Origin of the sequence: Microbacterium sp. NPDC078428 (assembly GCF_044542535.1) — a bacterium.
GTDB lineage: Bacteria > Actinomycetota > Actinomycetes > Actinomycetales > Microbacteriaceae > Microbacterium > Microbacterium limosum.
On the sequence record NZ_JBITUP010000004.1, the window covers coordinates 139,638 to 161,589 of the forward strand.

Here is a 21,952-nt window from a genome sequence, read left to right on the forward strand (position 1 = left end):
CCTCCGTCCGCTTCATCCGCCCCCGCGGGTGCGCGGCCGCCGTCCGGGCGGGCGCGCGAGTCCATCGTGTCACAGGTCGTTGCGGGGACCGCGGTGGGGCCGGAGCGCATCCACCGGACGCGCGCACCGCTTCGAGCCGTCCGCGGCGGCCTCGACTACTCTGAGTACCTGGTCGCACGCATGCCCGTGCGCGCAACCCGGTCGCAGAAGGACGAAACGCCGTTCCATGACATCACGCATCCTGGTCGTCGACGATGACACCGCTCTGGCCGAGATGATCGGCATCGTGCTGCGCACGGAGGGCTTCGAGCCGGCCTTCTGCGCCGACGGGGCCGCCGCTGTGGACACCTTCCGCGCTGAGCGCCCCGACCTCATCCTGCTCGACCTCATGCTGCCGGGAATGGACGGCATCGAGGTCTGCACGCGCGTGCGCGCCGAGTCGGGGGTCCCGATCATCATGCTCACGGCGCGCACCGACACCGCCGACGTGGTGCGCGGCCTGGAATCGGGTGCCGACGACTACATCGTGAAGCCGTTCAACCCGAAGGAGCTCGTCGCCCGCATCCGCACCCGTCTGCGCCCGGCGCCCGAAGTCGCCTCGGCGGCGCTGCGCATCGGGGACCTCACCGTCGACGTCACCGCGCACGAGGTGCGCCGGGGGGACGAGATCATCGCCCTGACCCCGCTGGAGTTCGAGCTGCTCGTGGCCCTTGCGGCAAAGCCGCAGCAGGTCTTCTCGCGCGAGATGCTCCTCGAGCAGGTGTGGGGCTACCACTACAAGGCCGACACCCGCCTCGTGAACGTGCACGTGCAGCGGCTGCGGGCGAAGGTCGAGCAGGATCCCGACAACCCCCGGATCGTCACGACGGTGCGCGGCGTGGGCTACCGCGCCGGCGCCGTCGGCTGAGGCACGCCATGTCGGTGCGCGAGCGCGGAGCCGACCCCGCGCCCGCGACGGGGACCGCCCGGACGGCGGTCGCGTTCTCGTGGCGACATCCCGCCACGTGGCTCGAGGGCAGCACGTCGCTGTGGCGCACGTCCCTGCGGTTCCGCACGCTGCTGATCACCCTCGCGCTGACGGCGCTGGTCATCATGGTGGCGTGCGTGTGGATGGCGCTGGCCATCCAGAACGACCTCTTCCAGTCGCGCCTGAACCAGGTGCTCTCGAGCTCGCAGCGAGCGAGCGCCGTCGCCCAGGAGACGCTCGATGCCGCCGTCCCGCAGGGCGATCGGGTGCGCCTGCAGAACCTCATGACCCAGAGCCTCCGGGAGATCGCGCAGCAGTCGGCGAGCGATCGCATCGCGCTCATCCGCGTGGACACCGCGCCCTCGTCGATCGCGCCGCAGAACGTCAGCTCGGGAGGGCTGACCGCCGCCCTCATCTCGGCGGGCCTGCGCGAGCGCGTCCAGGCGGGGGAGACGACTCAGTGGTGGCAGTCGGTGCCGTTGACGGATGCCGCGGGCCGCACCGTGCCGGGAATCGTCGTCGGCCAGCAGATCGACTTCCCCGACGTGGGCGCGTACGAGCTCTACCTCGCGTACGATCTCGCCGCCGCCTCGCAGACGCTCGGGTTCGTGCAGGGGACGCTCTGGATCGTGGGGCTCGGGCTCGTCGTCCTGATCGGGGCGATCGCCTGGTTCGTCCTGCGCTCGGTGTCGACGCCCATCACGGAGGCCGCCGACACGAGCGCGCGCCTGGCCGCCGGCGACCTCGCGGTGCGCGTGCCGGTGCGGGGCGAGGACGAGCTCGCCACGCTCGGGCGCTCCTTCAACGCGATGGCCGACAGCATCCAGACGCAGATCCGGGAGCTCGCCGATCTCTCCCTCGTGCAGCAGCGCTTCGTCTCCGACGTCTCGCACGAGCTGCGTACGCCGCTGACGACGATCCGCCTCGCGTCCGACATGATCAACGACCAGCGCGACGCGTTCGACCCCGCGACGGCTCGCGCAGCGGAACTGCTGCACGCCCAGGTGCAGCGATTCGAGACGCTCCTCACCGACCTGCTCGAGATCAGCCGCTACGACGCGGGCTCGGTGCAGCTGGAGTGGGAGCCGACGAGCCTCGCGCACCTCGCGGAGGACGTCATCGCGTCGATGCAGCAGCTCGCCGACCAGCACGGCAGCGACGTGCGCCTCGTGGCGCCCGGCGGATACTCCCCGGTGGAGATGGATGCCCGCCGTGTGCGCCGCATCGTGCGGAACCTGCTCGGCAACGCGATCGAGCACGGGGAGGGGCGACCGATCGTCGTGACCGTCGACAGCAACTCCTCGGCGGTCGCGATCGGCGTGCGGGACTTCGGGCTGGGGATGTCGCCGGCCGACGTGGAGCGCGTGTTCGACCGGTTCTGGCGTGCCGATCCATCCCGCAAGCGCTCGATCGGCGGAACCGGCCTCGGCCTGTCGATCGCGCTCGGCGACGCGCGCCTTCACGGCGGCTCCCTCGCGGTCTGGAGCTCGCTCGGACGCGGGTCCCACTTCGTGCTCACGCTTCCCCGCCAGGAGGGCGCTCCGATCGAGGCATCGCCGCTGCGCCTCGACGGAGAAGACGACGGCACGGCGTTCGACACCCTCGGAGTGACGCAGCCGATCGACGTCGCGGAAGGGGGGCGCACATGATCCGCGCGCGACGGGCCGTCCTGGCGGCGCTCCTGGCGGTGGGTGCGATCGTGCTGTCGGCGTGCTCGGGCCTGCCGACGAGCGGTCCGGTGTACCCGGGGCTCGTGGCGGGTGACGCCCCCGAGATCCCCGACTTCTCGTTCCAGCCCGACCGCCCCCAGCCGGGCGCGAGCCCCGAGCAGATCGTGGAGGGATTCGTCGCGGCCGCCACCAGCCCCGCGGGTGAATGGGCGACGGCGAGCCTCTTCCTCGCTCCGGAGTTCCGCACCGAGTGGGCTCCCGAGGCCGGCGTCATCGTCGACGTGCCGGGCTCCCGCCGTTTCAGCGTGGTGACCGACGGCGTCATCCAGATGGAGACCACCACGACGGCGGATGTCGACGCGAGCGGCGCCTACTATTCGGCCGAGCAGGGCGAGGCGGCCCTGTCGTACGAGCTGGCCGAGCAGGAGGACGGCGAGTGGCGCATCACCGCGGCACCGGATGGCATCGTGCTCGATGCCGACGCCTTCGAGACCGTCTACCGTCCCTACTCGGTGATGTACTTCGACCCGACCTGGAGCTTCCTGGCGCCGGACGTGCGCTGGTACCCGGCTCGCACCAACATCGCGACCCGCATCGCGCAGGCGATCATCGAGGGCTCGCCGAGCCCGTGGCTGGCGTCCTCGGTGGTCTCCGCCGTGCCCGAGGGGGTGGGCATCGCGCGCGTCACGAGCGAGCAGGGCGTCGCCCAGGTAGACCTCACGGGCAACGCCGTCGAGGCCGACCCCGTGACCCTCGGCCGACTGCTCCGGCAGCTGCAGGCGAGCCTCATGGGCACGGGGGTCGCGGGGGTGGAGCTGGCGGTGGACGGCGCACCCCTGGCCGTCGAGCCCGCCCAGGCGCAGAGCACGGCGATCGATCCCCGCGCGCTCGCCCTCACGGCCTCGGGTTTCGGATTCGTGACCGACGACGAGCTCGAGCCGATCCCCGGGCTCAGCGACGCGATAGAGGGGCTCGGGACGACGGCGATCGCGGCGGGCCGCGGCGAGGACGTCGCCGCGGTGGCGGTGGCGACGGGCGGGGTCGTGCGCGTGGATGCCGCGGCGGAGATCACCACGGTCGACACGCGCGCGGGGCTGGCCGACCCCGTCATCGATCCGGCGGGCACCATCTGGACGGTTCCCCGCGATCAGCCCTCGGCCCTGCGTGCGGTTCCCGCGGAGGGCGACCCGGTCGAGATCACCGGGGCCTTCCCCGGCGTCACGCGCGTGGAGGCGCTGCAGGTCTCGCGGGACGGCACACGGATGGCCGCGATCGTGACCCAGGGCGGCCGCGACGCGATCGTGGTGGCCGGCATCGTCCGCGACGCGGAGGGCCGGCCGGTCTCGCTCGGCGAGACCCGCCGGGTCACGCGTCTGGAGGCGTCCGGGATCGACATCGCCTGGCTCGATGAGCAGACGGTGGGCGTGGTCGTCGGCGCGGGGCAGACATCGGCCATCGTCTCGCACACGGTCGGGGGTGTGGGCACCGTGCTCGCAGCGCCGAGCGACCCGATCGCGGTGGCGGCGGGGGCCACCTCCACCTCCGCCCGGCTGCTCACGGCCTCGGGCGAGCTGTATGTGCGGCGCGGAAGCGCGTGGCAGATCGTCACGGGCGACGTCGCCGTGCTGGCGTCGCAGATGGGCTCGGGCTGACGCTCCTCCCCGGGCGGGTGCCGGTCGCGCCGTGCACGACGCTGCCTCGGGTCGACGGCCCCGACGGCCGACGCCTGCGACGCTGTCCCCATGGGGGCTCTCGACGAGGCGGTGCGCAGCTTCCGACGCGCGGCGGCCGACCTCGCCGACCTCCTCGCTCCCGTGGCGTGCGCCGGGTGCGGGGGCGACGGCGGCCCCCTGTGCGGCGGGTGCGCTCCGCGCCTTGCAGCGGCGCCCCGCTCGACGCACGAGGGCGGCCTGACCGTCTGGAGCGGTCTGGAGTACTCCGGTGAGGCGGCGCGGGTGATCCGCGCCCTCAAGGACGGCAGTCCCGCCCTCGCGCGCATCATGGCACCGGCGCTGGCCGCCGCCCTGTCTGCCTGTGCGCGCGAGAGGGAGGGGTCCGTCGCGCTGGTCGCCGTCCCCGTCCCGGCGCGCGCACGGAGCCTGCGCACACGCGGGTACCGCGTCGTGGAACGGGTGATGCGCGCGGCGGGCGTGAGACCCCGTCGCCTGCTGCGCCTGACCCGTCAGACCGCCGACCAGCGCGGCCTCGACCGTCGCGAGCGCGCCGTCAATCAGGCGCTGAGCATGCGCGCCGCGGGCGTGGCGGGCCGGCGCGTGATCGTCGTGGACGACGTGATCACGACGGGGGCGACGCTGCGCGAGGCGGCCCGGGCCGTCGCGGCCGCCGGCGGCGAGGTGGTCGCGGCGGCGACCATCGCCGCCACGCCCCGGCGACGCGCCGATCGGGGCGACACGCGCTCATTCCGTGCGTGACACGGGTGGAGCGTGCGGCTACGGTTGTGGGCACAACGGCGACCGGCGGTCAGCCCTTGTCTGGGCTGATCGCCCCGAGCAAGGAGGTCTGAAGATGGACACCAACATCGTCGGCGTGGGTGTGGGCGTCAGCGACCGTTTCCGGTCGGTGGTCGAGGAGAAGGCGGCACGGATCGAGCACCTCGCTCCCCGTGCGCAGTCCCTCGACGTCAAGGTGACGCACCGTGCGTACCGCAATGGGCGCATCCCCGATGACACGGTCGAACTCACGCTCGTCGGCAAGGGGCCCGTGGTCCGCGCCGAGGCCACCGACGGCGACAAGTTCGTCGCCCTCGATCTCGCGATCGACAAGCTCTGCGAGCAGCTGCGACGTGCGAAGGACAAGCGCGTCGACGCGCGCAACCACCCGCGCGGCGCCCACTTCGAGAAGGGGAGCGGGTCGCTCGAGGGCATCGACGTGCAGCCCGCCTCGGTCGAGATGATCCGCGCCGTCGCCACCGGCGAGGTTCCCGTCGTGGGCGACGGCGAGCCGGAGGAGGACTACACCCCGGTCGTCATCCGGGTGAAGAAGTTCGGCGCAGAATGGATGACCGTCGAGGAGGCCGTCGATCGCATGGAGCTCGTCGGCCACGACTTCTTCCTCTTCATCGATGCGCGCACGGATCATCCGAGCGTCGTCTACCGCCGCAAGGGCTGGGACTACGGAGTGATCTCCCTCGAGGCCGCCGCGCCCCCGCAGGAGGCGCTCGCTTCCTGACACCGGAGCACGCAGGATGCCGGGGACGCCGACCGGGTCGGCTCCCCGGCATCCTGCGTATGTGCGCCTGATCCGCCGCCGGCGCGCGTTCGCCGCCGGTGGGGGCGTGTCAGCCGTCGAAGATGTCGCCCAGGAGCCCGCCGATGACGAGTCCGCCGAGCACGCCGCCCATCATGTCCCCCATGCCGCCACCGCGTCCGCCTCGGCCCCCGCCCCAGCCCCCGGGACCGTTCATGCCGTCCGGACGGGAGGAGTCGATGTCGCGCTGCGCGAGGTGGAGCGCCTCGCTCGCGAGCGCACCGGCGCGGCGCGCCATCGCGAGCGCCGGTTCGCGGGAGTCCTCTTCGTCCGGGAGCCGGTCGATGTCGGCGCGCACCCGTTCCGCCTCCGCCAGACGCGTGCGGGCGTCGGCGCCGATCCACCCGCGGTGGCCCGCGATGACGCTGCGCGCGACCGAGAGCTGCCTGTCGGAGTCGTCGATCGCGTGACGGACGTGGGCGATGTCCGGCAGCGGCCGCGCCGCCCGTTCGCGTGCCTTGTCGACAGCGGCGTCGAGCGCCGCGTTCGCTTCCCGCAGCCGGGAGAGGTCGTCGAAAGGGTCGGTCTTCGCGCCGCTCGCGGGCAGCGCGCCGAGCGCGCGCTCGAGCGCGCCGACCGCCGCCTGCACGGCGGGCGTCTGGGGCGCGGTGCGCGCGGCGACGATGTCTCCCCGCGAGTCGTCGATCACCTCGGCCAGGGTGGACTCGGCGCGCAGCGCCTCGATCTCCCACCCGTCGACGGCATCCAGCAGCGTCTCCGCCCGGCGCACGGCCTCGGTCGCGGCCTCGAGCGCGACGTGCGCCTGTTCGCGCTGCCCCGCCTCGCGACGCCTCGTGGACACGTCGGCGCTGTGCTCGGCGAAGGCCAGGAGCTGGTCGGCCTCGCCGGGGTTCGCGGAGATCTGACGCAGGGCGGCGTCGGAGTAGCGAGCCGAGAGCCGGACGACGGCGTCCCGGGCGGGCTCGACCCGCTCGCGCAGCCGGCGCGCGTCGCGGCGCACCCGCTCGAGGATCTCGGGAGCGCGCCGCACCTTCTCGATCGTCTCCGACAGTGCGCCCAGGCGCTCCTCCAACAGCTCCTCGGCCCACTCGCTCAGCTGGATGATCCGTGCGCTGCGCATGCGCACCTCGTCGGGGGTGTCGGGGATCTCGTCGTGGTTCAGCTGGTGCAGGTGGAACGCCTCGCTCAGGTGCGTGCGCACCGCCTCGAGCGCGGCGCGGAGGTCGCCGGTGGCGCCTTCACCGAGCTCGGCGCGCGCGAAGTCCAACTCGTCGGCGGTCAATCGCACCCGCTCGTCGGCGGCGACCAGGGCGGCACCCGCCCGGCGGGCCAGATCCGCGTCTGCGGCGTCCTGCTCGGCCTGCTGCTCGCGCTTCCTCTTGCCCCAGAATCCGGCCATACCCTCGATCCTAATTCGCCGCGTCGGACAGAGCCTTGGGGGGACGTCCGCGGCGGGGACGGTCGGATGCGCCGGACAGGGGGAAGGCCGCATACGGGCCCTTCGTCAGCTGCGCCTCGACGCTGTCGAGCCACGCCAGATCCGCCCGCGCACGCGAATCGCGCCGGGAGGCAGACAGTCGTGAGGGGATGTCTGCGGCGTCGTCGGCATCGGTGAGTCCTCGCTCGATCCGCTCGAGGTCGCGCATCAGCCGCGCACGGTGGCGGCGGATCAGCGTGTCCACGTCCGCGCCGGGCAGGGTGGCGGCGAGCGTGACCTGAGTGGCGAGGTCGTCGCGGGCGCCGGACCCGGGGGAGTCGGCACTGCGCAGCCAGGCGCGCGCCTGCTCGCGCCCGTCGGGGGTGATCTCGTAGTGGACGTGCCCGTGCTCATCGGCGCCGCCCTTGACGACGAGCCCGTCGCGCTCGAGGCGCTCGAGCGTCGTGTACACCTGACCCACGTTCAGGGCCGGGCCCGACCCCGTGCGGCGCTCGAACTCGGCGCGGAGCTGATAGCCGTAGCAGGGGCCCTGGTCGAGGATGGCGAGCAGGCTCTGCCTGACGGACATGCGCGGGCCTCCCGGGTCGGTGCCGGAAAAACGATTCCGGGTATGCACTTCGATTCTAGGAGCATGCGCACAAGCGCGTAACCTCGGGGAGTGACCGCCGCCCCTTACATCGTCGCGACCGATGGGGCATGCAAGGGCAATCCGGGTCCCGCCGGGTGGGCCTGGGTGGCGCAGGACGGTCACTGGGCTGCGGGATCCGTGCTGCTCGGCACGAACAACGTCGGCGAGCTGCTGGGGCTGCTCCGCGCGATCGTCGACCACGCCGACGTCGGAGCCCTCGTGGTGCAGGCCGATTCGACGTACGCCATCCGCACCTACTCGACGTGGATGGACGCCCACCGCCGGCGCGGGTGGAAGACGTCGACGGGCGCGCCGACGAAGAACCGGGAACTTCTCGAGGAGTTGATCCGCGCCCGCGACTCCCGGCGAGCGCTCGGGCTGCCGGACGTCGTCCTCGAACACGTGCGCGGCCATTCCGGCCACGTGCTCAACGCGTGGGCGGACGAACGCGCCGTCCGGGCGTCCGAGCATGGGGCGCGGGGCGTCGCGAGCGCCTGGTCGTCGAGGGGCCCGCACCCGCGGCTCGACGTCTCCGCGGCGCCCGCGAACGGCCGCTGACCACGGGGGAGTTCGCCGCCCCGTCGCTGAATATGACGGGAATGTTCACGCGTCGTTACCCAGCAGTAGGAAACATGCCGGTAACATTCCGGGCATGTCGAACCCGATCGGCAACATCCGAATCGCGGAATACGGTCGCCCGAGCCACCGCCTGGTGCATCTCAGCGACACCCATCTCCGCGCCGACGGCGACCGTCTCTACGGCACGATCGATGCCGGGGACAGGCTCGCGCGGGCGCTCGCGCAGCTCGAGGCATCCGATGCCCGCCCCGACGCGCTGATCTTCACCGGCGACCTCGCCGACTACGGCCAGGCGGCCGCCTACGACGATCTCCGCGCGATCGTCGAGCCCGTGGCCGCTCGTCTGGAGGCGCCCGTCATCTGGGCCATGGGCAACCATGACGACCGCGCGACGTTCCGCGCGAGGCTCTCCGACGACGGTGCCGCGGCGACGGCCCCGGTCGACACGGTGCACGAGATCGACGGTCTGCGGGTCATCGTGCTCGACACGACCGTGCCCGGGCACCACCACGGGGAGCTGCGGGACGAGCAGCTCGAGTGGCTCGCGCTCGAACTGGTCGTTCCCGCGCCCCACGGCACCGTTCTCGTAATGCACCACCCGCCGGTGCCGTGCGTGCTCGACCTCGCCGTGACGGTCGAGTTGCGCGCGCAGCCACGGCTGGCGCACGTGCTCCGGGGGAGTGATGTGCGCACGATCCTCGCCGGCCACCTGCACTATTCGACCTCGGCGAGCTTCGCGGGCATCCCCGTCTCCGTCGCCTCCGCGACGTGCTACACGCAGGATCTCGGCGTGCCGGCCGGCGGCACGCGGCCGTGGGATGCCGCGCAGTCCTTCAACCTCGTCCACGTCTACGACGAGACGATCGTGCACTCGGTCGTCCCCGTGGCGGAATCCCCCGCGCTGGCCTACGTGGACGCGACCGAGACCGAGCGGCGCCTGGCGGATGCGGGCGTCGTCATCCCGGAATCAGCGCACCGGGAACCGCGAGAGGCGCAGCCCCCGACGATGCCTCTCCGCCTCGTCCGCTGACGGGCTCGGCACGCTCCCACGGCGCGCGCACCGGGAAGTATGCCTCCAGCGTCTCGCGGAGCACCCGCTCGCGGACATCCTCGTCGACCTCGGGAGTGCTCCCGTCATTGAGGCAGAACATGTCGACGTCGCGCCGGGCGAGCAGCTTCTGCATCTGGATGAGCCCGGGCTGCAGGGTCGTCTGGATGTACCTGGTGCGCGGCTCCGTCGTCGCGATCGCCCGGCCCGTGCAGAGCGCGTAGTAGTGGTACAGCGAGTTCGTCACCGAGATGTCCGTGGCGGAGCGGAACGTGGCCGCGGCCGTGCGGGAGAAGTCGTCCGCGAACGTCTCCTCCATCTCGTACATGACGCTGCGCCGAAGCGGCGCGGCACAGTGCTCCAGGTCGCGGGTGATCGTGCGCCCGAACCGCTCCTCGAGAAGGGCGCGGTTGACCCGCGCCGCGTTGTCGTGGCCGCTGCGGTGAGGGGCCGGACCGCCGACGCCGATGCGCACGCCGGACTCGACGAAGCGGGACACGCCGCCCGGCGTGAAGAACAGCTCGGGGCGCACCGCCCGACCGAAGAACATGTCGTCGTTGGCATAGAGGAAGTGCTCCGCGAGGCCCTCGATGCGGTGCAGCTGCGCCTCGACGGCGTGCGAGTTGTGCGTGGGCAGCGTGCCGGGGTCCTTGAAGAACTCCTCGCTGCGCACGATCGTCACCTTCGGGTGCTCCGCGAGCCACCAGGGAGCGGGGCTGTCGGTCGCGATGAAGATGCGGCGGATCCAGGGCGCGTACATGTGGACGCTGCGCAGGGCGTAGCGGATCTCGTCGACGTGCCGGTATCGCGCCGCGTGGTCGTCGCCGTCGCCGACGACGTAGCGGCTCATGCGCCGTGCGCGCTCGCGCTGGAACTCGCTGGAGGAGCCGTCGACCCAGGAGAAGACGAGGTCCACGTCCTCCGTGAACTCACCCGCACCGGGGGTGAACATCCCCTCGAGGGTGCGCCAGGTGCGCCCGTACCGGCGCACGCTCGTCACGGTCACGTCGTCGACCGCGATGATGCGGCGGGTGAGTGCGTTGGCGTGCGGTGCCGTGATCACCCCGCCCTGCGTGCGCCACAGCTCGAGGCGGACGCCGGTGGTGTGCCCGAGCGTGAAGGTGCCGTTGGGGTGCACCCGCGGGCGGTAGAGGGTCGCGGCATCCCTGTGCCCGAACGCGCGGCGGGCATCTCCCTGGAGGGGGAGCTCGACGCCCCCTCGGCGCCGTGCGGCCCAGGGCTCGGCGGCGGCGGTCAGCGCCTCGAACGCCCGCGCACGATCGCGTCGATCGATCGCGAGGCCGGGCCGGCCGTTCGCACGGCGGAGGAGCCAGTGGGTCACTCCGGCGAGATCGAGGATCTCGGCCAGGCGCAGCAGATCGTCCGTCTGGGCCTGCTCCGGTGTCGTCTCGGCGACCAGATGGGGGATGCCTCCCACCAGCGTCGTCGGCGCGGCATCCGCCACGCCCCGGTCCGATACCGTCGTGATGCCCGTCGTCGGCAGACCTGTCTGCGCCATTCAAGCCCCGTCCCGCTCCGATGACCTTCATCGAGACCGCAGGGAATTGTACGTCCTCCCCCGTGTCGCGCGTGTTGCGGACCGCGCGGAGATCCCCCGCGTCATCCAGGGCGATCCCAGGTCACGGGTCGGTAACATGAGAGGGATGTGCCAGTCGCACGGCGGCTCGCCGTGCCGACGCCCGAACGGATGGAGATCTCCCCGTGGCCAATCCCCTCGAGAAACTGCTGCGTGCCGGTGAGGGCCGTGTGCTCAAGAGGCTCCAGCAGGTCGTCAAAGCCGTGGCCGCCCTCGAGGAGGACTATGCGCAGCTGACCGACGAGGAACTGCGCGGGGAGACCGCGGAGCTGCGCGCCCGGTACGCGGCGGGGGAGACGCTCGATCAGCTGATGCCCGAGGCCTTCGCCGCGGTGCGCGAGGCGGCCAAGCGCACGCTCGGGATGCGCCCGTACGACGTGCAGATCATGGGCGGTGCGGCCCTTCATCTCGGCAACATCGCCGAGATGAAGACCGGTGAGGGCAAGACCCTCGTGGCGACCCTTCCCGCGTATCTGAATGCGATCGCCGGCGAGGGCGTGCACGTCATCACCGTCAACGACTTCCTCGCGACGTATCAGTCCGAGCTGATGGGGCGCGTCTTTCGTGCGCTCGGCATGACCACGGGCGTCATCGTCGCGGGGCAGACCCCCGCGCAGCGCCGCGAGCAGTACGCCGCCGACATCACCTACGGCACGAACAACGAGTTCGGCTTCGACTACCTGCGCGACAACATGGCCTGGCGCAAGGAGGACCTCGTCCAGCGCGGACACTTCTTCGCGATCGTCGACGAGGTCGACTCGATCCTCATCGACGAGGCGCGCACGCCGCTCATCATCTCGGGTCCCTCCTCCGGCGAGGCCAACCGCTGGTTCACCGAATTCGCGAAGATCGCCCGCACGCTCGAGGTCGGGGTCGACTACGAGGTCGACGAGAAGAAGCGCACGATCGGCGTCCTGGAGCCCGGCATCGAGAAGATCGAGGACTACCTCGGCATCGACAATCTGTACGAATCCGCCAACACGCCCCTGATCTCGTTCCTCAACAACTCGATCAAGGCGACGGCGCTGTTCAAGCGCGACGCCGACTACGTCGTCATCAACGACGAGGTCATGATCGTCGACGAGCACACCGGTCGCATCCTCGCCGGGCGTCGCTACAACGAGGGCATCCACCAGGCGATCGAGGCGAAGGAGGGGGTTCCGGTCAAGGCGGAGAACCAGACCCTCGCCACCGTTACGCTGCAGAACTACTTCCGCCTCTACGACAAGCTCTCGGGCATGACGGGAACCGCGGAGACCGAGGCCGCCGAGTTCATGTCGACCTACAAGCTCGGCGTCGTCCCGATCCCCACCAACCGGCCGATGGTGCGCAAGGATCAGCCGGACCTCGTCTACAAGAACGAGCAGGCGAAGTTCGTGCAGGTCGTGGAGGACATCGCGCGCCGCCACGAGGAGGGACAGCCGGTCCTCGTCGGGACGGTGAGCGTGGAGAAGAGCGAGTACCTCTCCCGCATGCTCGCCAAGAAGGGCATCAAGCACGAGGTCCTCAACGCCAAGAACCACGCCCGTGAGGCCGAGATCGTCGCCCGCGCCGGTCGCCTCGGCGCCGTCACCGTGGCGACGAACATGGCGGGACGCGGCACCGACATCATGCTGGGCGGAAACGCCGAGTTCCTTGCGGTGCAGGAGATGAAGGCGCGCGGACTCGACCCCGTGGAGACGCCGGAGGAGTACGAGGCCGCCTGGGACGAGGTGTTCGAGGGCACCCGGGCGACGGTCGCCGAGGAGGCCGAGAAGGTCGTCGCGGTCGGAGGCCTATACGTCCTGGGCACCGAGCGCCACGAGTCCCGACGGATCGACAACCAGCTCCGCGGCCGATCCGGCCGTCAGGGCGATCCCGGCGAGAGCCGCTTCTACCTGTCCCTCACCGACGACCTCATGCGCCTGTTCCAGTCGGGCGCGGCCGAGGCGATCCTCGCGCGGGCGAATTTCCCCGACGATGTCGCGATCGAGTCCTCGATGGTGAGCCGCGCGATCAAGAGCGCCCAGTCCCAGGTCGAGTCCCGCAACGCCGAGACGCGCAAGAACGTCCTGAAGTACGACGATGTGCTCAACCGGCAGCGCGAGGCGATCTACTCCGACCGGCGCCACATCCTCGCGGGGGATGACATCGCCGATCGCGTGCAGCACTTCATCGAGGACGCCGTCACGGCGGTCATCGCGGAGCACACGGGGTCGGGTCACAGCGAGGGCTGGGATTTCGACGCGCTGTGGACCGAGCTGAAGACGATGTACCCCGTCGGCGTCACGATCGAAGAGGTCGTCGCCGAGGCGGGTGCCAAGGGCCGCATCACGACGGACGGGCTCACCCGCGAGCTCGTCTCCGACGCGAAGATCGCCTACGCCGCCCGTGAGGAGACCCTGGGCGCCGAGGCGATGCGCGAACTGGAGCGACGCGTCGTGCTCCAGGTGCTGGACCGCCGCTGGCGCGACCACCTCTACGAGATGGACTACCTGAAGGACGGCATCGGCCTGCGGGCGATGGCCCAGCGCGACCCGCTCATCGAGTACCAGCGCGAGGGCTTCCAGATGTTCCAGTCGATGATGGGGCAGATCAAGGAGGAGTCGGTCGGCTACCTCTTCAACCTCGAGGTCGAGGTGCGTCGTGCCGGCGAGGGCGAGCAGGCGCACGCCGAGGTCGAGGCGAAGGGCCTGTCCGAGGGCCCCGGCGATCAGAAGCTCGAGTTCTCCGCGCCGAACGACGCCGGTGAGATCGAGGTGCGCAACGAGCGCGGACAGGTGCAGCAGGCGGCCACCGCCAAGCTGCAGCGCGCCGCGGCGGCGCGGGCTCAGGGCCAGGACGCCCCGGCGCCCGCGGCCGCCGCGCGGGGCGCGTTCGGTCAGCCCACGGATGGCGCGGGGGCCGCGCCGGGCAACCGCGCCGAACGCCGCGCGGCGTCGAAGAAGAAGTAGAGCGGCGACACGGCGCAGGCCAGCCGGCGGCGGCTGGACTCATGCAGCCGCCGGTATCCTGAGCCGATGAGCAGCCTCCGTCCCCTCGATCAGTCCTCGAAGCTGAAGAACGTCCTCTACGAGATCCGCGGCAACGCCCTCGTCGAGGCCGCACGGCTCGAGGCCGAGGGGCACACGGTGCTCAAGCTCAACACCGGCAACCCGGCGACCTTCGGGTTCGAGGCGCCGTACCAGATCGTCCGCGACATGATCGCCGCGATCCCCACCGCGCACGGCTACAGCGAGAGCCGCGGCATCCTGTCGGCGCGGCGCGCCGTCGTCTATCGGTACGAGGAGGAGGCGGGTTTCCCGCGCGTCGACCCCGACGACGTCTTCCTCGGCAACGGCGTCTCCGAGCTGATCACGATGACGATGCAGGCGCTTCTCGACGAGGGCGACGAGGTGCTGATCCCCGCGCCGGACTATCCGCTGTGGACCGCCATGACGAGCCTCGCCGGCGGTACGCCCGTCCACTACGTGTGCGACGAGTTGCACGAGTGGCAGCCCGACCTCGAGGACATCCGGGCGAAGATCACCCCGCGCACGAAAGCGATCGTCGTGATCAACCCCAACAACCCGACGGGCGCGGTCTACTCCCGTGAGGTGCTGGAGGGCATCGTCCAGATCGCGCGCGAGCACTCGCTGCTGCTTCTGTCCGATGAGATCTACGACCGCATCCTGTTCGACGACGCCCAGCACATCCCGCTCGCGAGCGTCGCGCCCGATCTGCTGTGCCTGACGTTCAACGGGTTGTCGAAGACCTATCGTGTGGCCGGATACCGTTCCGGGTGGCTCGTCATCACGGGCCCGAAGCGGCACGCCGCGGGCTTCCTGGAGGGCATCAATCTGCTCGCGTCGACCCGGCTGTGCCCGAACGTCCCCGCGCAGCACGCCGTGCAGGCGGCCCTGTCCGGTGTGCAGTCGATCGATTCCCTCATCGCGCCCACGGGGCGGCTGCACGAGCAGCGCGACGTCGCCTGGGAGGGCCTGGAGGCGATTCCCGGGGTGTCCTGCGTCAAGCCGCGCGGTGCGCTCTACGCGTTCCCGCGACTGGATCCCGACGTGTACGAGATACCCGACGACGCGAAGTTCGTCTACGACTTCCTCGTCGCGGAGCGTGTGCTGCTCGTGCAGGGGACGGGCTTCAACTGGCCGACCACCGATCACCTGCGCATCGTCACGCTGCCGGAGTCCCGCGTGCTCGCCGACGCCATCGAACGGCTGGGCAACTTCCTCGCGTCCTACCGCCCCTGAGGCGCGCGGGCGCGGTGCCGCGTCAGAGCAGCGCGAGCGAGGCGGCGCGCCAGCGGCCGTCCATGCCTTCCAGGCGGATGGCGATGGCCCGCGTCCGATGCGGTCCCGCGATGACGACGACCGCCTCGACGACGCCGTCCGCGGGACTCATCTGGCGCAGCGCGAGGATCGTGTGATGCGGCCGAGCAGCGCGCACACCCCGCGCGCTGCGGGCGCGGGCGGCGAGGTTGCTGCGGATCACGAGCTTCCGGTATGCGTCCTCGGCGAGCCACCGGGCGAACTGATCCGCTTCCCGCGCCCCGGCGAGCACCTCCAGCACGCCGCGGGCGAGATTGAGCAGGAGCGGTTCCGGATCCGGCAGCGCCGAGCTGGGCGTGCGCTGCCGCGAGAAGTAGTCGTCGGCGATGTGGGCGTGGCGGGGTTCGGCTGCTGTGCCGGAAGCGGACGCGACCATGCTGGCCAATCTGTCAAGGGACCGGGTGGAGTCGAGTAGAACATAGGGCGTCCCGCCGCGGGAGAGCCGAGTCGTTGCTGTGGATAACTCGGGAGTGGCCGATGATTCTGCCTTAGAGTCGCGATGTGCGCTGGGAACGTCTGTTCGAGGACCTCGAGGACCAGCTCGCCGCGGACGCGGAGGCCGAGCGCGTCGCGCTCGACGCGGAGTCCGAGCGACTGCGGGTCGCTCGCCTGACGCTGCGCGAGCGGCTGCGGGCGATGGCCGGCGGCGCGGCGGCGTCCGTCGCGGTCGAGGTCGCAGAGGACACCACCGTGCGCGGGGAGATCTGCGCGGTGGGAGCGGACTTCATCGCCCTCCGCGTCGACGGATCCCGTGTCTTCGCGCTCATCCCGGCGCCGGCGGTCCGATCCGTGACGATGCCGGTGGAGGCGATGCGAGCGGGAGATGGATCGACGGCCCCCTCACCGGTCGCCGAGCGCCTGACGCTCGGCTTCGTGCTGCGCGACGTGTCGCGCCGGCGCCTGGGCGTGAGCATCGACACCGCCGCGGGGACGCTCGTGACCGGAACGATCGATCGGGTCGGTGCCGATCATCTGGACATCGCGCTGCACGATGCCGGGATACCTCGGCGTCCCAGCGAGGTGAGGGGCGTACGGCTGCTTCCGTTCGCGTCGGTCGCGTGCGTGCGGTGGAGCGGAATGCACACTCCGAGCATGCTGTGAGGGTGCGGCTGCTACTCGGGGCGGGTGGATCCGCCCGGGTTCCACACCTCGGGGAAGCTCGCGGCCTGCGACTGCTGCCACAGATGCATCTGCCGGGCCTCTTCGACCTGGTCGTCGATGTACCCCCGCAGGCTCTCCTCCTCGATGCGCCACTTCGCGGGTGAGCCGAGGCGGGCGCCGCGAAGCCGACCTTCGTGGACGAGGTCGAGCACCTCGTCGACGGAGATGCTGAGGAGCTCGGCCACCTGGGAGGGGGCGAGGTAACGCACGCCGAAGGGGGGACTTTCGGACATGCTGACATTATGGCCCCCGCCGACGACGCTCGGGCGCGCTTCGCTGTGGATAATCCAGAACGATCTCCCGCGCGATGGTCCACGATGGGACGGGAGGTCGCGGGGAGAGGTTCCCGAGACCGCTTCTGGGGGAGCCAATGGATGCCGAACACTCGGTGCGCGCCCGGCCACGCGTCTTCTGGTCGGACGCCCGATTCTTCGTCGGGCTGGGTCTTGTGGTCCTGTCGGTGGCGGGGGTGTGGGCCACGATCGCCGCGGCGCGGACGACCACTCCGGTGCTGGCCGCGTCACGGACGATCGTCGCCGGCGAGCGGATCGCAGAGGCGGACCTGCGGGTCGTTGACGTCTCGCTCGGCGTCGCTTCGGACCGCTACCTCGCGGGTGGCGAGCTGGGGCCCGGCGCGGTGGCGGCGAGGACCATTCCGCGGGGCGAGCTGATCGCGACCGAGGCGGTGACGGATGCCGCGGCATCCGCCACCGCCTCGGTCGTCGTCACGACATCGACGAAGGTGCCCGCATCCGTCGGTGCGGGCGGCGTCGTCGAGCTGTGGTCCGCACCGCCGCTCGAGGACGGCGGATTCGGCACGCCCGCCATCCTCGTGCCGGACGCGACGGTCGTGCGGGTCGACGCCGACCAGGGCGTGCTCGCGTCTGCGGGCGCCAGCACCGAACTGGTCATCCCGCGAGCCGACGTCGCGGCCGTGCTCGCGGCGGTCTCGTCCGGCGCCGCGCTGTCGGTCGTGCCCTCGGGCGTGCCCGGATGAGCGCTCGCGTCGCGGTGGCCGTCGGCGCACCGCACGACGGCGTGCTCGCCGAGGCCCTTCACCGCGCGGGCCTCGAGGCCGTCGCGCTGCTCGATCCGCTCGCGCTGTCCGCAGGGGCCGTCGTCGGGCCCGGCGATCCGCGCGGTGCGGCCGCCCCAGCGCTGCTTCAGGGCGCCGACACCGTCATCGTGTGGGCTCATCGGTCCGTGCTCACGCGGGAGCTGGTGACCCTCTGCGATCGGGGCGGAGCCCGGATCGTCGCGGTCGGCTCCGGTGCCGACGCCGATCGGCTCGCGGCGGCGTTCGGGCTCGACGAGCCGGTGGATCCGGGCGACGCCGAGGCGGTCGTCCAGGCGGTGCGCCGCTTCGCGCCCGACCCCCTCTTCGCTCCGGTGACCGCCCGGGGGCGCGACGTTTCAGACCCTCGGGGTTCCGTGATCGCCGTGTGGGGGCCCGAGGGTGCCCCGGGGCGCTCAACGCTCGCTGCCGCGCTCTCGTTCGAGCTCGCGCGCGGCGCCGGGGTGACGGCGCTCGTCGACGCCGACACGCGGGCGCCCTCGCAGGCGCTCGCGCTCGGGCTGCCCGACGAGGGACCTGGTTTCGCCGCAGCCTGCCGCCACGCAGAGGCGGGCGATCTGGATGCGGGAGAGCTTCTACGCATCAGCATCCCCGTGCAACACCGCGACGCGCAGGTCGATGTGCTGTGCGGCATCAATCGGCCCGCTCGCTGGCCGGAGCTGTCGGCCTCGCGGGTCGCGGCGGCGCTCGAGGAGTGCCGGCGCTGGGCGCGGTTCACCGTCGTGGATGTCGCGCCCTCGCTGGAGGAGGACGACGAGATCACCTCGGACCTCGAGGGACCCCGCCGCAACGCCGCGACGCTGGCGGCGCTGCGCGCGGCCGATGTCGTCGTGGCCGTGTGCGCCGCCGAACCGGTGGGCGTGGCCCGTTTCCTGCGCGCATACGCGGACCTGCGTCAGGTCGTGGGACCCGTGCCCGTGCTGATCGCCGTGAACCGCCTGCGCCCGGGCGGACTCGGCTTCGACGGGCGAGGACAGGTCCGGCGCGCGCTCGCGAGGTTCGCGGGGGTGGACCGGGTCTGGTTCCTTCCCGAGGATCCGCGCGCGACGGACGCGGCGGTGCTGCAGGCGCGCCCGCTCGCCGAGGTCGCGCCGCGCTCCCCGCTCGTCACGGGCGTCCGGCGGCTGGTCGGCGAGGGCGTGATGGCCTCGATCGGCGGCGAGCCCGCGGCGGGCGTGCGCGACGAGCTCGCGAGCGGACGCGGTCCACGGCGCGTCCGCCGGCGCACGGCGTAGGGGAGCGGCGCCGCCCCGTGCGGCAGCGGATGCGGTCTCCGGGTGCGCCTAGGCTGGGGGAGTGTCGACGCTCACCGATCTCGTCTACGCCCAGGCGCTCTCCAGCGATGCCGACGTGGAATGGCTGCACCGCCTCGCGGGCGACGGCCAGCTGCTGGCCGACCTCGCTTTCGCCGACATCGTCGTCTGGGTCCCTACGCCCGACGACTCGTTCGTCGCCGTCGCCCACACCCGACCGTCCGGCGCCGCCACCCTCTTCTACCGCGACATCGTCGGCGACCGGGTGCGGCCCCAGTGGGGGACCCAGGTGCGTGAGGCATTCCGCACCGCCGCGATCGTCGACTCGGCGTCGCCCGACTGGTTCGAGGAGACCCCCACGCGGGTGCGCGCCGTGCCGATCGTGCGCGACGACCGCCGCGAGGGGAGCGAGCCGACCGTGGTGGGGGTGCTCACCCGCCACACGAACCTCGGGGAGGCGCGGGCGCCGAGCCGTCAGCAGATCACATTCAACGACTGCGCAGACGACCTCTTCGGGATGATCGCCTCGGGGGACTTCCCCGATCTCTCGGCGCCGACCGGACCGCGGCGCGGCGCCCCGCGCGCGTCCGACGGACTCATCCGCCTCGACGTCAACGGCATCACCACCTTCGCGAGCCCGAACGCGCTCTCGGCGTGGGGGCGTCTCGGATTCGACGACGAGCTCGAAGGCGAATCGCTCAGCGAGGTGACCGCGAAGGTCCTGCCGACGAAGCAGACGATCGACGAGTCGCTCCCGCTCGTGGTGTCCGGCCGCGCCCCGTGGCGCTCCGACATCGAGGCGCGGGGAGTGGCCGTGTCGCTGCGGGCGATCCCGCTGCGGGCCCGCGGCGAGCGGATCGGCGCCATCATCCTCTGCCGCGATGTGACGGAGATCCGGCACCAGGAGCAGGAGCTGATCACCAAGGACGCGACGATCCGCGAGATCCACCACCGCGTCAAGAACAATCTGCAGACGGTGGCCTCGCTGCTGCGGATCCAGGCGCGTCGGACGCATTCCGAGGAGGCGCGCGACGCTCTCACGCAGGCCATGCGGCGCGTCTCCGCGATCGCCGTCGTGCACGACACCCTCTCCGAGGGGCTCGCCCAGTCCGTCGACTTCGACGAGGTGTTCGCTCGGGTCCTCAAGCTCGTGGCCGAGGTTGCCGCGGGTGCCGGGACAAGGGCGCAGACGCGCTCGATCGGCACGTTCGGCGAGCTGCCCAGCGAGTATGCGACGCCGCTGGCCCTCGCCCTGACCGAGCTCGTCACGAACGCCGTGGAGCACGGACTCGCGGGGCGCGAGGGTCAGGTCGAGATCGAGGCGATGCGCAGCACGTCACGCCTCAAGGTGAGCGTCCGGGACACCGGCTCGGGCCTTCCGGAGGGTCAGGTGGGTCGCGGCCTGGGCACGCAGATCGTGCGCACCCTCATCCAGGGCGAGCTGGGCGGGACGATCGACTGGCACACGCTGGTCGGCAGCGGAACCGAGGTCACGATCGACATCCCACTCCGGTGGATCGACCGCTCGCGGGCAGACACGCGCCCCGTGCCTCTGGGTCACTGAGGCGACGGGGCGCGGGAGAGGTCAGGACGCGCGGCGGGCGCGGGCGGCGCGGCGCTTGAGGGCGCGGCGCTCGTCCTCGGAGAGTCCGCCCCACACGCCCGAGTCCTGACCGGACTCGAGAGCGTACTGCAGGCAGATCTCGGTCACGGTGCATCGGGCGCAGACGGCCTTCGCCTTCTCGATCTGGTCGACCGCAGGTCCGGTGTTTCCGACGGGGAAGAACAGTTCCGGGTCGACCGTGAGGCAGGCGGCCTTGTCGCGCCAATCCATGCAGATGCTCCTTGTTGCAGTGGGGGGAATGAGCGAGTGCTCAGAGTTCGGTTCGGGTCCGGTACCCTGGTGAGGTGCGAGCGACTGCTCGCCCCACGGCGCTGTGGGAGCACATGGCTTCCTCTATCGTCCCACAAGCGCGGCGGTGGGATCAAGAGTTCGACGTCACCATTGTGTGCAGGATGCTGCGTGTTCCCGGTCAGCGCTGGAGGAATCCTACAACCTGCTCCCCGGTGAGTGGGAGGGAAGCCGATCTATGCGCAAGGACCCCGTCACCGTCGCAGCAGCGGTCGTCGTGGCCGTCGAGGGCATCGCACTCGCGGCGACGGCCGTGTGGATGATCGCCGCGCTCGTGACCGGGGGCGCGGGGGACGGCCCCAGCGCCTTGGCACTGATCCTGATGACCGCCGCCGGATCGGCGGCGCTCGTCGCGTTCGCGGTCGCGATCCTCGGGCGGCACGGGTGGGCGCGCTCGGGCGCGATCGTTGCGCAACTCCTCATCCTCGCCGTCGCACTCGGGGCCGCGACGGGGGCCTACGGCAGCCTCGCCACGGCGGTGGTTCTCGCGGCGCCCGCGATCCTCGCGCTCGCCCTCGTGATCGCCGCGGCTCGTGCCGCCGCCCGCCCGCGATCGGGTGACGAGGCGCAGGAGTGACGGCCGGCGATGCGGCCGCCCGTGACGTTCAGTCGTCCAGGCCGAGCGTCGCCCGCAGCCGCGCCACGTGGCCGGTGGCCTTGACGTTGTAGAGGACGTGCGTGAGGGTCCCCTCCTCGTCGACGACGAACGTCGAGCGCAGTACCCCCTCGACGGTCTTGCCGTAGTTGGTCTTCTCGCCCCAGGCGCCGTACGCGTCGTGGACGGCGTGGTCGGGGTCGCTCAGGAGATCGAACGTGAGGGCGTCGTTGTCGCGGAACTCGCGCAGCTTCGCGGGGGTGTCCCGCGAGATGCCGAGCACGGTGTAGCCCGCGCCCTGGAGGGACGAGAGGCTGTCGCGGAAGTCGCAGGCCTGCGTCGTGCATCCGGGCGTCATCGCGGCGGGATAGAAGTAGAGGATGACGCGGCGTCCGCGAAGACTCGACAGGGCGACCTCGCGCTCGTCCTGGTCGTTCAGGGTGAAATCGGGTGCGGTCATACCGGCTTCTAGTCTGGCGCTGTTCACCCCGTCAGCC

The 21,952-nt window shown here is 71.6% G+C and carries 21 protein-coding genes; 14 read left to right on the forward strand and 7 right to left on the reverse strand.

Translation table 11 applies throughout. From position 1 onward, the window contains the following. Window positions 1-226: 226 nt before the first annotated feature. From mtrA to hpf, 5 genes are all read left to right on the forward strand, one after another. On the forward strand, window positions 227-907 hold the full coding sequence (gene mtrA / locus ACIGCK_RS09105; protein ID WP_396665513.1) for an MtrAB system response regulator MtrA: 681 nt from the start codon (window positions 227-229) through the stop codon (window positions 905-907). A gap of 8 nt (window positions 908-915) precedes the next feature. Further along, complete coding sequence (gene mtrB / locus ACIGCK_RS09110) at window positions 916-2,616, forward strand: MtrAB system histidine kinase MtrB (RefSeq protein WP_330169920.1); 1,701 nt, start codon at window positions 916-918, stop codon at window positions 2,614-2,616. Next, on the forward strand, window positions 2,613-4,289 hold the full coding sequence (locus ACIGCK_RS09115) for an LpqB family beta-propeller domain-containing protein (protein WP_396665515.1): 1,677 nt from the start codon (window positions 2,613-2,615) through the stop codon (window positions 4,287-4,289). The genes mtrB and ACIGCK_RS09115 overlap by 4 nt, the downstream gene beginning before the upstream one ends. A gap of 90 nt (window positions 4,290-4,379) precedes the next feature. Then, window positions 4,380-5,069: a ComF family protein gene (locus tag ACIGCK_RS09120; protein WP_396665516.1), complete on the forward strand. Its 690-nt coding sequence runs from the start codon at window positions 4,380-4,382 to the stop codon at window positions 5,067-5,069. 94 nt (window positions 5,070-5,163) lie between these two features. After that, window positions 5,164-5,826, forward strand: coding sequence for a ribosome hibernation-promoting factor, HPF/YfiA family (hpf, locus tag ACIGCK_RS09125; protein ID WP_396665518.1), 663 nt, complete (start codon window positions 5,164-5,166; stop codon window positions 5,824-5,826). Window positions 5,827-5,935: 109 nt separating this feature from the next. On the opposite strand, the gene ACIGCK_RS09130 is transcribed toward hpf, so the two are convergent. Together ACIGCK_RS09130 and ACIGCK_RS09135 are read right to left on the reverse strand one after the other, a co-directional pair. Then, entirely contained in the window at window positions 5,936-7,264 is a 1,329-nt protein-coding gene (locus ACIGCK_RS09130; RefSeq protein ID WP_330169916.1) for a hypothetical protein, read from the reverse strand. Between the two features lie 10 nt (window positions 7,265-7,274). Next, window positions 7,275-7,871 carry a PadR family transcriptional regulator gene (locus ACIGCK_RS09135; protein WP_330169915.1) on the reverse strand — a complete coding sequence of 199 codons (597 nt, stop codon included), beginning with the start codon at window positions 7,869-7,871 and terminating at the stop codon, window positions 7,275-7,277. A 90-nt stretch (window positions 7,872-7,961) separates the two neighbouring features. On the opposite strand from ACIGCK_RS09135, the gene ACIGCK_RS09140 reads away from it, so the two are divergent. Together ACIGCK_RS09140 and ACIGCK_RS09145 are read left to right on the forward strand one after the other, a co-directional pair. Beyond that, complete coding sequence (locus ACIGCK_RS09140; protein WP_396665519.1) at window positions 7,962-8,489, forward strand: ribonuclease H; 528 nt, start codon at window positions 7,962-7,964, stop codon at window positions 8,487-8,489. A 94-nt stretch (window positions 8,490-8,583) separates the two neighbouring features. After that, window positions 8,584-9,540, forward strand: a complete 957-nt coding sequence (locus ACIGCK_RS09145; RefSeq protein ID WP_396665520.1) for a phosphodiesterase — start codon at window positions 8,584-8,586, stop codon at window positions 9,538-9,540. Here ACIGCK_RS09145 and ACIGCK_RS09150 read toward each other — a convergent pair. Beyond that, on the reverse strand, window positions 9,467-11,077 hold the full coding sequence (locus ACIGCK_RS09150; protein ID WP_396665522.1) for a stealth family protein: 1,611 nt from the start codon (window positions 11,075-11,077) through the stop codon (window positions 9,467-9,469). The genes ACIGCK_RS09145 and ACIGCK_RS09150 overlap by 74 nt on opposite strands. A gap of 203 nt (window positions 11,078-11,280) precedes the next feature. Between ACIGCK_RS09150 and secA the strand changes: the two genes are divergently transcribed. Both secA and ACIGCK_RS09160 read left to right on the forward strand, forming a co-directional pair. Continuing rightward, window positions 11,281-14,088: a preprotein translocase subunit SecA gene (gene secA, locus ACIGCK_RS09155; RefSeq protein ID WP_330169912.1), complete on the forward strand. Its 2,808-nt coding sequence runs from the start codon at window positions 11,281-11,283 to the stop codon at window positions 14,086-14,088. A gap of 66 nt (window positions 14,089-14,154) precedes the next feature. Then, window positions 14,155-15,381 carry a pyridoxal phosphate-dependent aminotransferase gene (locus ACIGCK_RS09160; protein WP_330169911.1) on the forward strand — a complete coding sequence of 409 codons (1,227 nt, stop codon included), beginning with the start codon at window positions 14,155-14,157 and terminating at the stop codon, window positions 15,379-15,381. A 22-nt stretch (window positions 15,382-15,403) separates the two neighbouring features. Here ACIGCK_RS09160 and ACIGCK_RS09165 read toward each other — a convergent pair whose 3' ends face one another. Further along, the gene (locus tag ACIGCK_RS09165; RefSeq protein WP_330169910.1) at window positions 15,404-15,835 is read right to left on the reverse strand and encodes an Rv3235 family protein; all 432 of its coding nucleotides are present in this window, start codon (window positions 15,833-15,835) and stop codon (window positions 15,404-15,406) included. 125 nt (window positions 15,836-15,960) lie between these two features. On the opposite strand from ACIGCK_RS09165, the gene ACIGCK_RS09170 reads away from it, so the two are divergent. Beyond that, window positions 15,961-16,560 (forward strand): hypothetical protein, encoded by a 600-nt coding sequence (locus ACIGCK_RS09170; RefSeq protein ID WP_396665525.1) that lies wholly within the window; start codon window positions 15,961-15,963, stop codon window positions 16,558-16,560. A gap of 11 nt (window positions 16,561-16,571) precedes the next feature. Here ACIGCK_RS09170 and ACIGCK_RS09175 read toward each other — a convergent pair whose 3' ends face one another. Beyond that, window positions 16,572-16,853, reverse strand: a complete 282-nt coding sequence (locus tag ACIGCK_RS09175; RefSeq protein ID WP_330169908.1) for a helix-turn-helix domain-containing protein — start codon at window positions 16,851-16,853, stop codon at window positions 16,572-16,574. A gap of 137 nt (window positions 16,854-16,990) precedes the next feature. On the opposite strand from ACIGCK_RS09175, the gene ACIGCK_RS09180 reads away from it, so the two are divergent. The 3 genes from ACIGCK_RS09180 to ACIGCK_RS09190 all read left to right on the forward strand — a co-directional run bounded on the left by ACIGCK_RS09180 (window position 16,991) and on the right by ACIGCK_RS09190 (window position 20,512). Continuing rightward, entirely contained in the window at window positions 16,991-17,617 is a 627-nt protein-coding gene (locus tag ACIGCK_RS09180) for an SAF domain-containing protein (protein ID WP_330169907.1), read from the forward strand. Continuing rightward, on the forward strand, window positions 17,614-18,930 hold the full coding sequence (locus ACIGCK_RS09185) for a CpaE family protein (protein ID WP_396665528.1): 1,317 nt from the start codon (window positions 17,614-17,616) through the stop codon (window positions 18,928-18,930). Before ACIGCK_RS09180 ends, ACIGCK_RS09185 begins: the two co-directional genes overlap by 4 nt. A gap of 61 nt (window positions 18,931-18,991) precedes the next feature. After that, window positions 18,992-20,512 (forward strand): sensor histidine kinase, encoded by a 1,521-nt coding sequence (locus ACIGCK_RS09190; protein ID WP_396665529.1) that lies wholly within the window; start codon window positions 18,992-18,994, stop codon window positions 20,510-20,512. A 21-nt stretch (window positions 20,513-20,533) separates the two neighbouring features. Here ACIGCK_RS09190 and ACIGCK_RS09195 read toward each other — a convergent pair whose 3' ends face one another. Further along, window positions 20,534-20,782: a WhiB family transcriptional regulator gene (locus tag ACIGCK_RS09195; RefSeq protein WP_036295594.1), complete on the reverse strand. Its 249-nt coding sequence runs from the start codon at window positions 20,780-20,782 to the stop codon at window positions 20,534-20,536. A 256-nt stretch (window positions 20,783-21,038) separates the two neighbouring features. Between ACIGCK_RS09195 and ACIGCK_RS09200 the strand changes: the two genes are divergently transcribed. Further along, window positions 21,039-21,437, forward strand: a complete 399-nt coding sequence (locus ACIGCK_RS09200) for a histidine kinase (RefSeq protein WP_396665531.1) — start codon at window positions 21,039-21,041, stop codon at window positions 21,435-21,437. Between the two features lie 28 nt (window positions 21,438-21,465). Here the strand turns inward: ACIGCK_RS09200 and bcp are convergent, their stop codons facing one another. Continuing rightward, window positions 21,466-21,942 (reverse strand): thioredoxin-dependent thiol peroxidase, encoded by a 477-nt coding sequence (gene bcp / locus ACIGCK_RS09205; protein ID WP_396665532.1) that lies wholly within the window; start codon window positions 21,940-21,942, stop codon window positions 21,466-21,468. Window positions 21,943-21,952 lie beyond the last annotated feature (10 nt).

Excerpts from the sequence above, each read along its gene's own strand:
- ACIGCK_RS09145 (WP_396665520.1), top strand. The coding sequence starts at position 8,584 with ATGTCGAACCCGATCGGCAACATCCGAATCGCGGAATACGGTCGCCCG.
- ACIGCK_RS09115 (WP_396665515.1), top strand. The coding sequence starts at position 2,613 with ATGATCCGCGCGCGACGGGCCGTCCTGGCGGCGCTCCTGGCGGTGGGT.
- ACIGCK_RS09195 (WP_036295594.1), bottom strand. The coding sequence starts at position 20,782 with ATGGATTGGCGCGACAAGGCCGCCTGCCTCACGGTCGACCCGGAACTG.
- ACIGCK_RS09175 (WP_330169908.1), bottom strand. The coding sequence starts at position 16,853 with ATGTCCGAAAGTCCCCCCTTCGGCGTGCGTTACCTCGCCCCCTCCCAG.
- ACIGCK_RS09120 (WP_396665516.1), top strand. The coding sequence starts at position 4,380 with ATGGGGGCTCTCGACGAGGCGGTGCGCAGCTTCCGACGCGCGGCGGCC.
- ACIGCK_RS09135 (WP_330169915.1), bottom strand. The coding sequence starts at position 7,871 with ATGTCCGTCAGGCAGAGCCTGCTCGCCATCCTCGACCAGGGCCCCTGC.
- mtrA (WP_396665513.1), top strand. The coding sequence starts at position 227 with ATGACATCACGCATCCTGGTCGTCGACGATGACACCGCTCTGGCCGAG.
- ACIGCK_RS09185 (WP_396665528.1), top strand. The coding sequence starts at position 17,614 with ATGAGCGCTCGCGTCGCGGTGGCCGTCGGCGCACCGCACGACGGCGTG.
- ACIGCK_RS09180 (WP_330169907.1), top strand. The coding sequence starts at position 16,991 with ATGGATGCCGAACACTCGGTGCGCGCCCGGCCACGCGTCTTCTGGTCG.
- mtrB (WP_330169920.1), top strand. The coding sequence starts at position 916 with ATGTCGGTGCGCGAGCGCGGAGCCGACCCCGCGCCCGCGACGGGGACC.
- ACIGCK_RS09200 (WP_396665531.1), top strand. The coding sequence starts at position 21,039 with ATGCGCAAGGACCCCGTCACCGTCGCAGCAGCGGTCGTCGTGGCCGTC.
- ACIGCK_RS09150 (WP_396665522.1), bottom strand. The coding sequence starts at position 11,077 with ATGGCGCAGACAGGTCTGCCGACGACGGGCATCACGACGGTATCGGAC.
- ACIGCK_RS09130 (WP_330169916.1), bottom strand. The coding sequence starts at position 7,264 with ATGGCCGGATTCTGGGGCAAGAGGAAGCGCGAGCAGCAGGCCGAGCAG.
- hpf (WP_396665518.1), top strand. The coding sequence starts at position 5,164 with ATGGACACCAACATCGTCGGCGTGGGTGTGGGCGTCAGCGACCGTTTC.
- ACIGCK_RS09165 (WP_330169910.1), bottom strand. The coding sequence starts at position 15,835 with ATGGTCGCGTCCGCTTCCGGCACAGCAGCCGAACCCCGCCACGCCCAC.
- ACIGCK_RS09160 (WP_330169911.1), top strand. The coding sequence starts at position 14,155 with ATGAGCAGCCTCCGTCCCCTCGATCAGTCCTCGAAGCTGAAGAACGTC.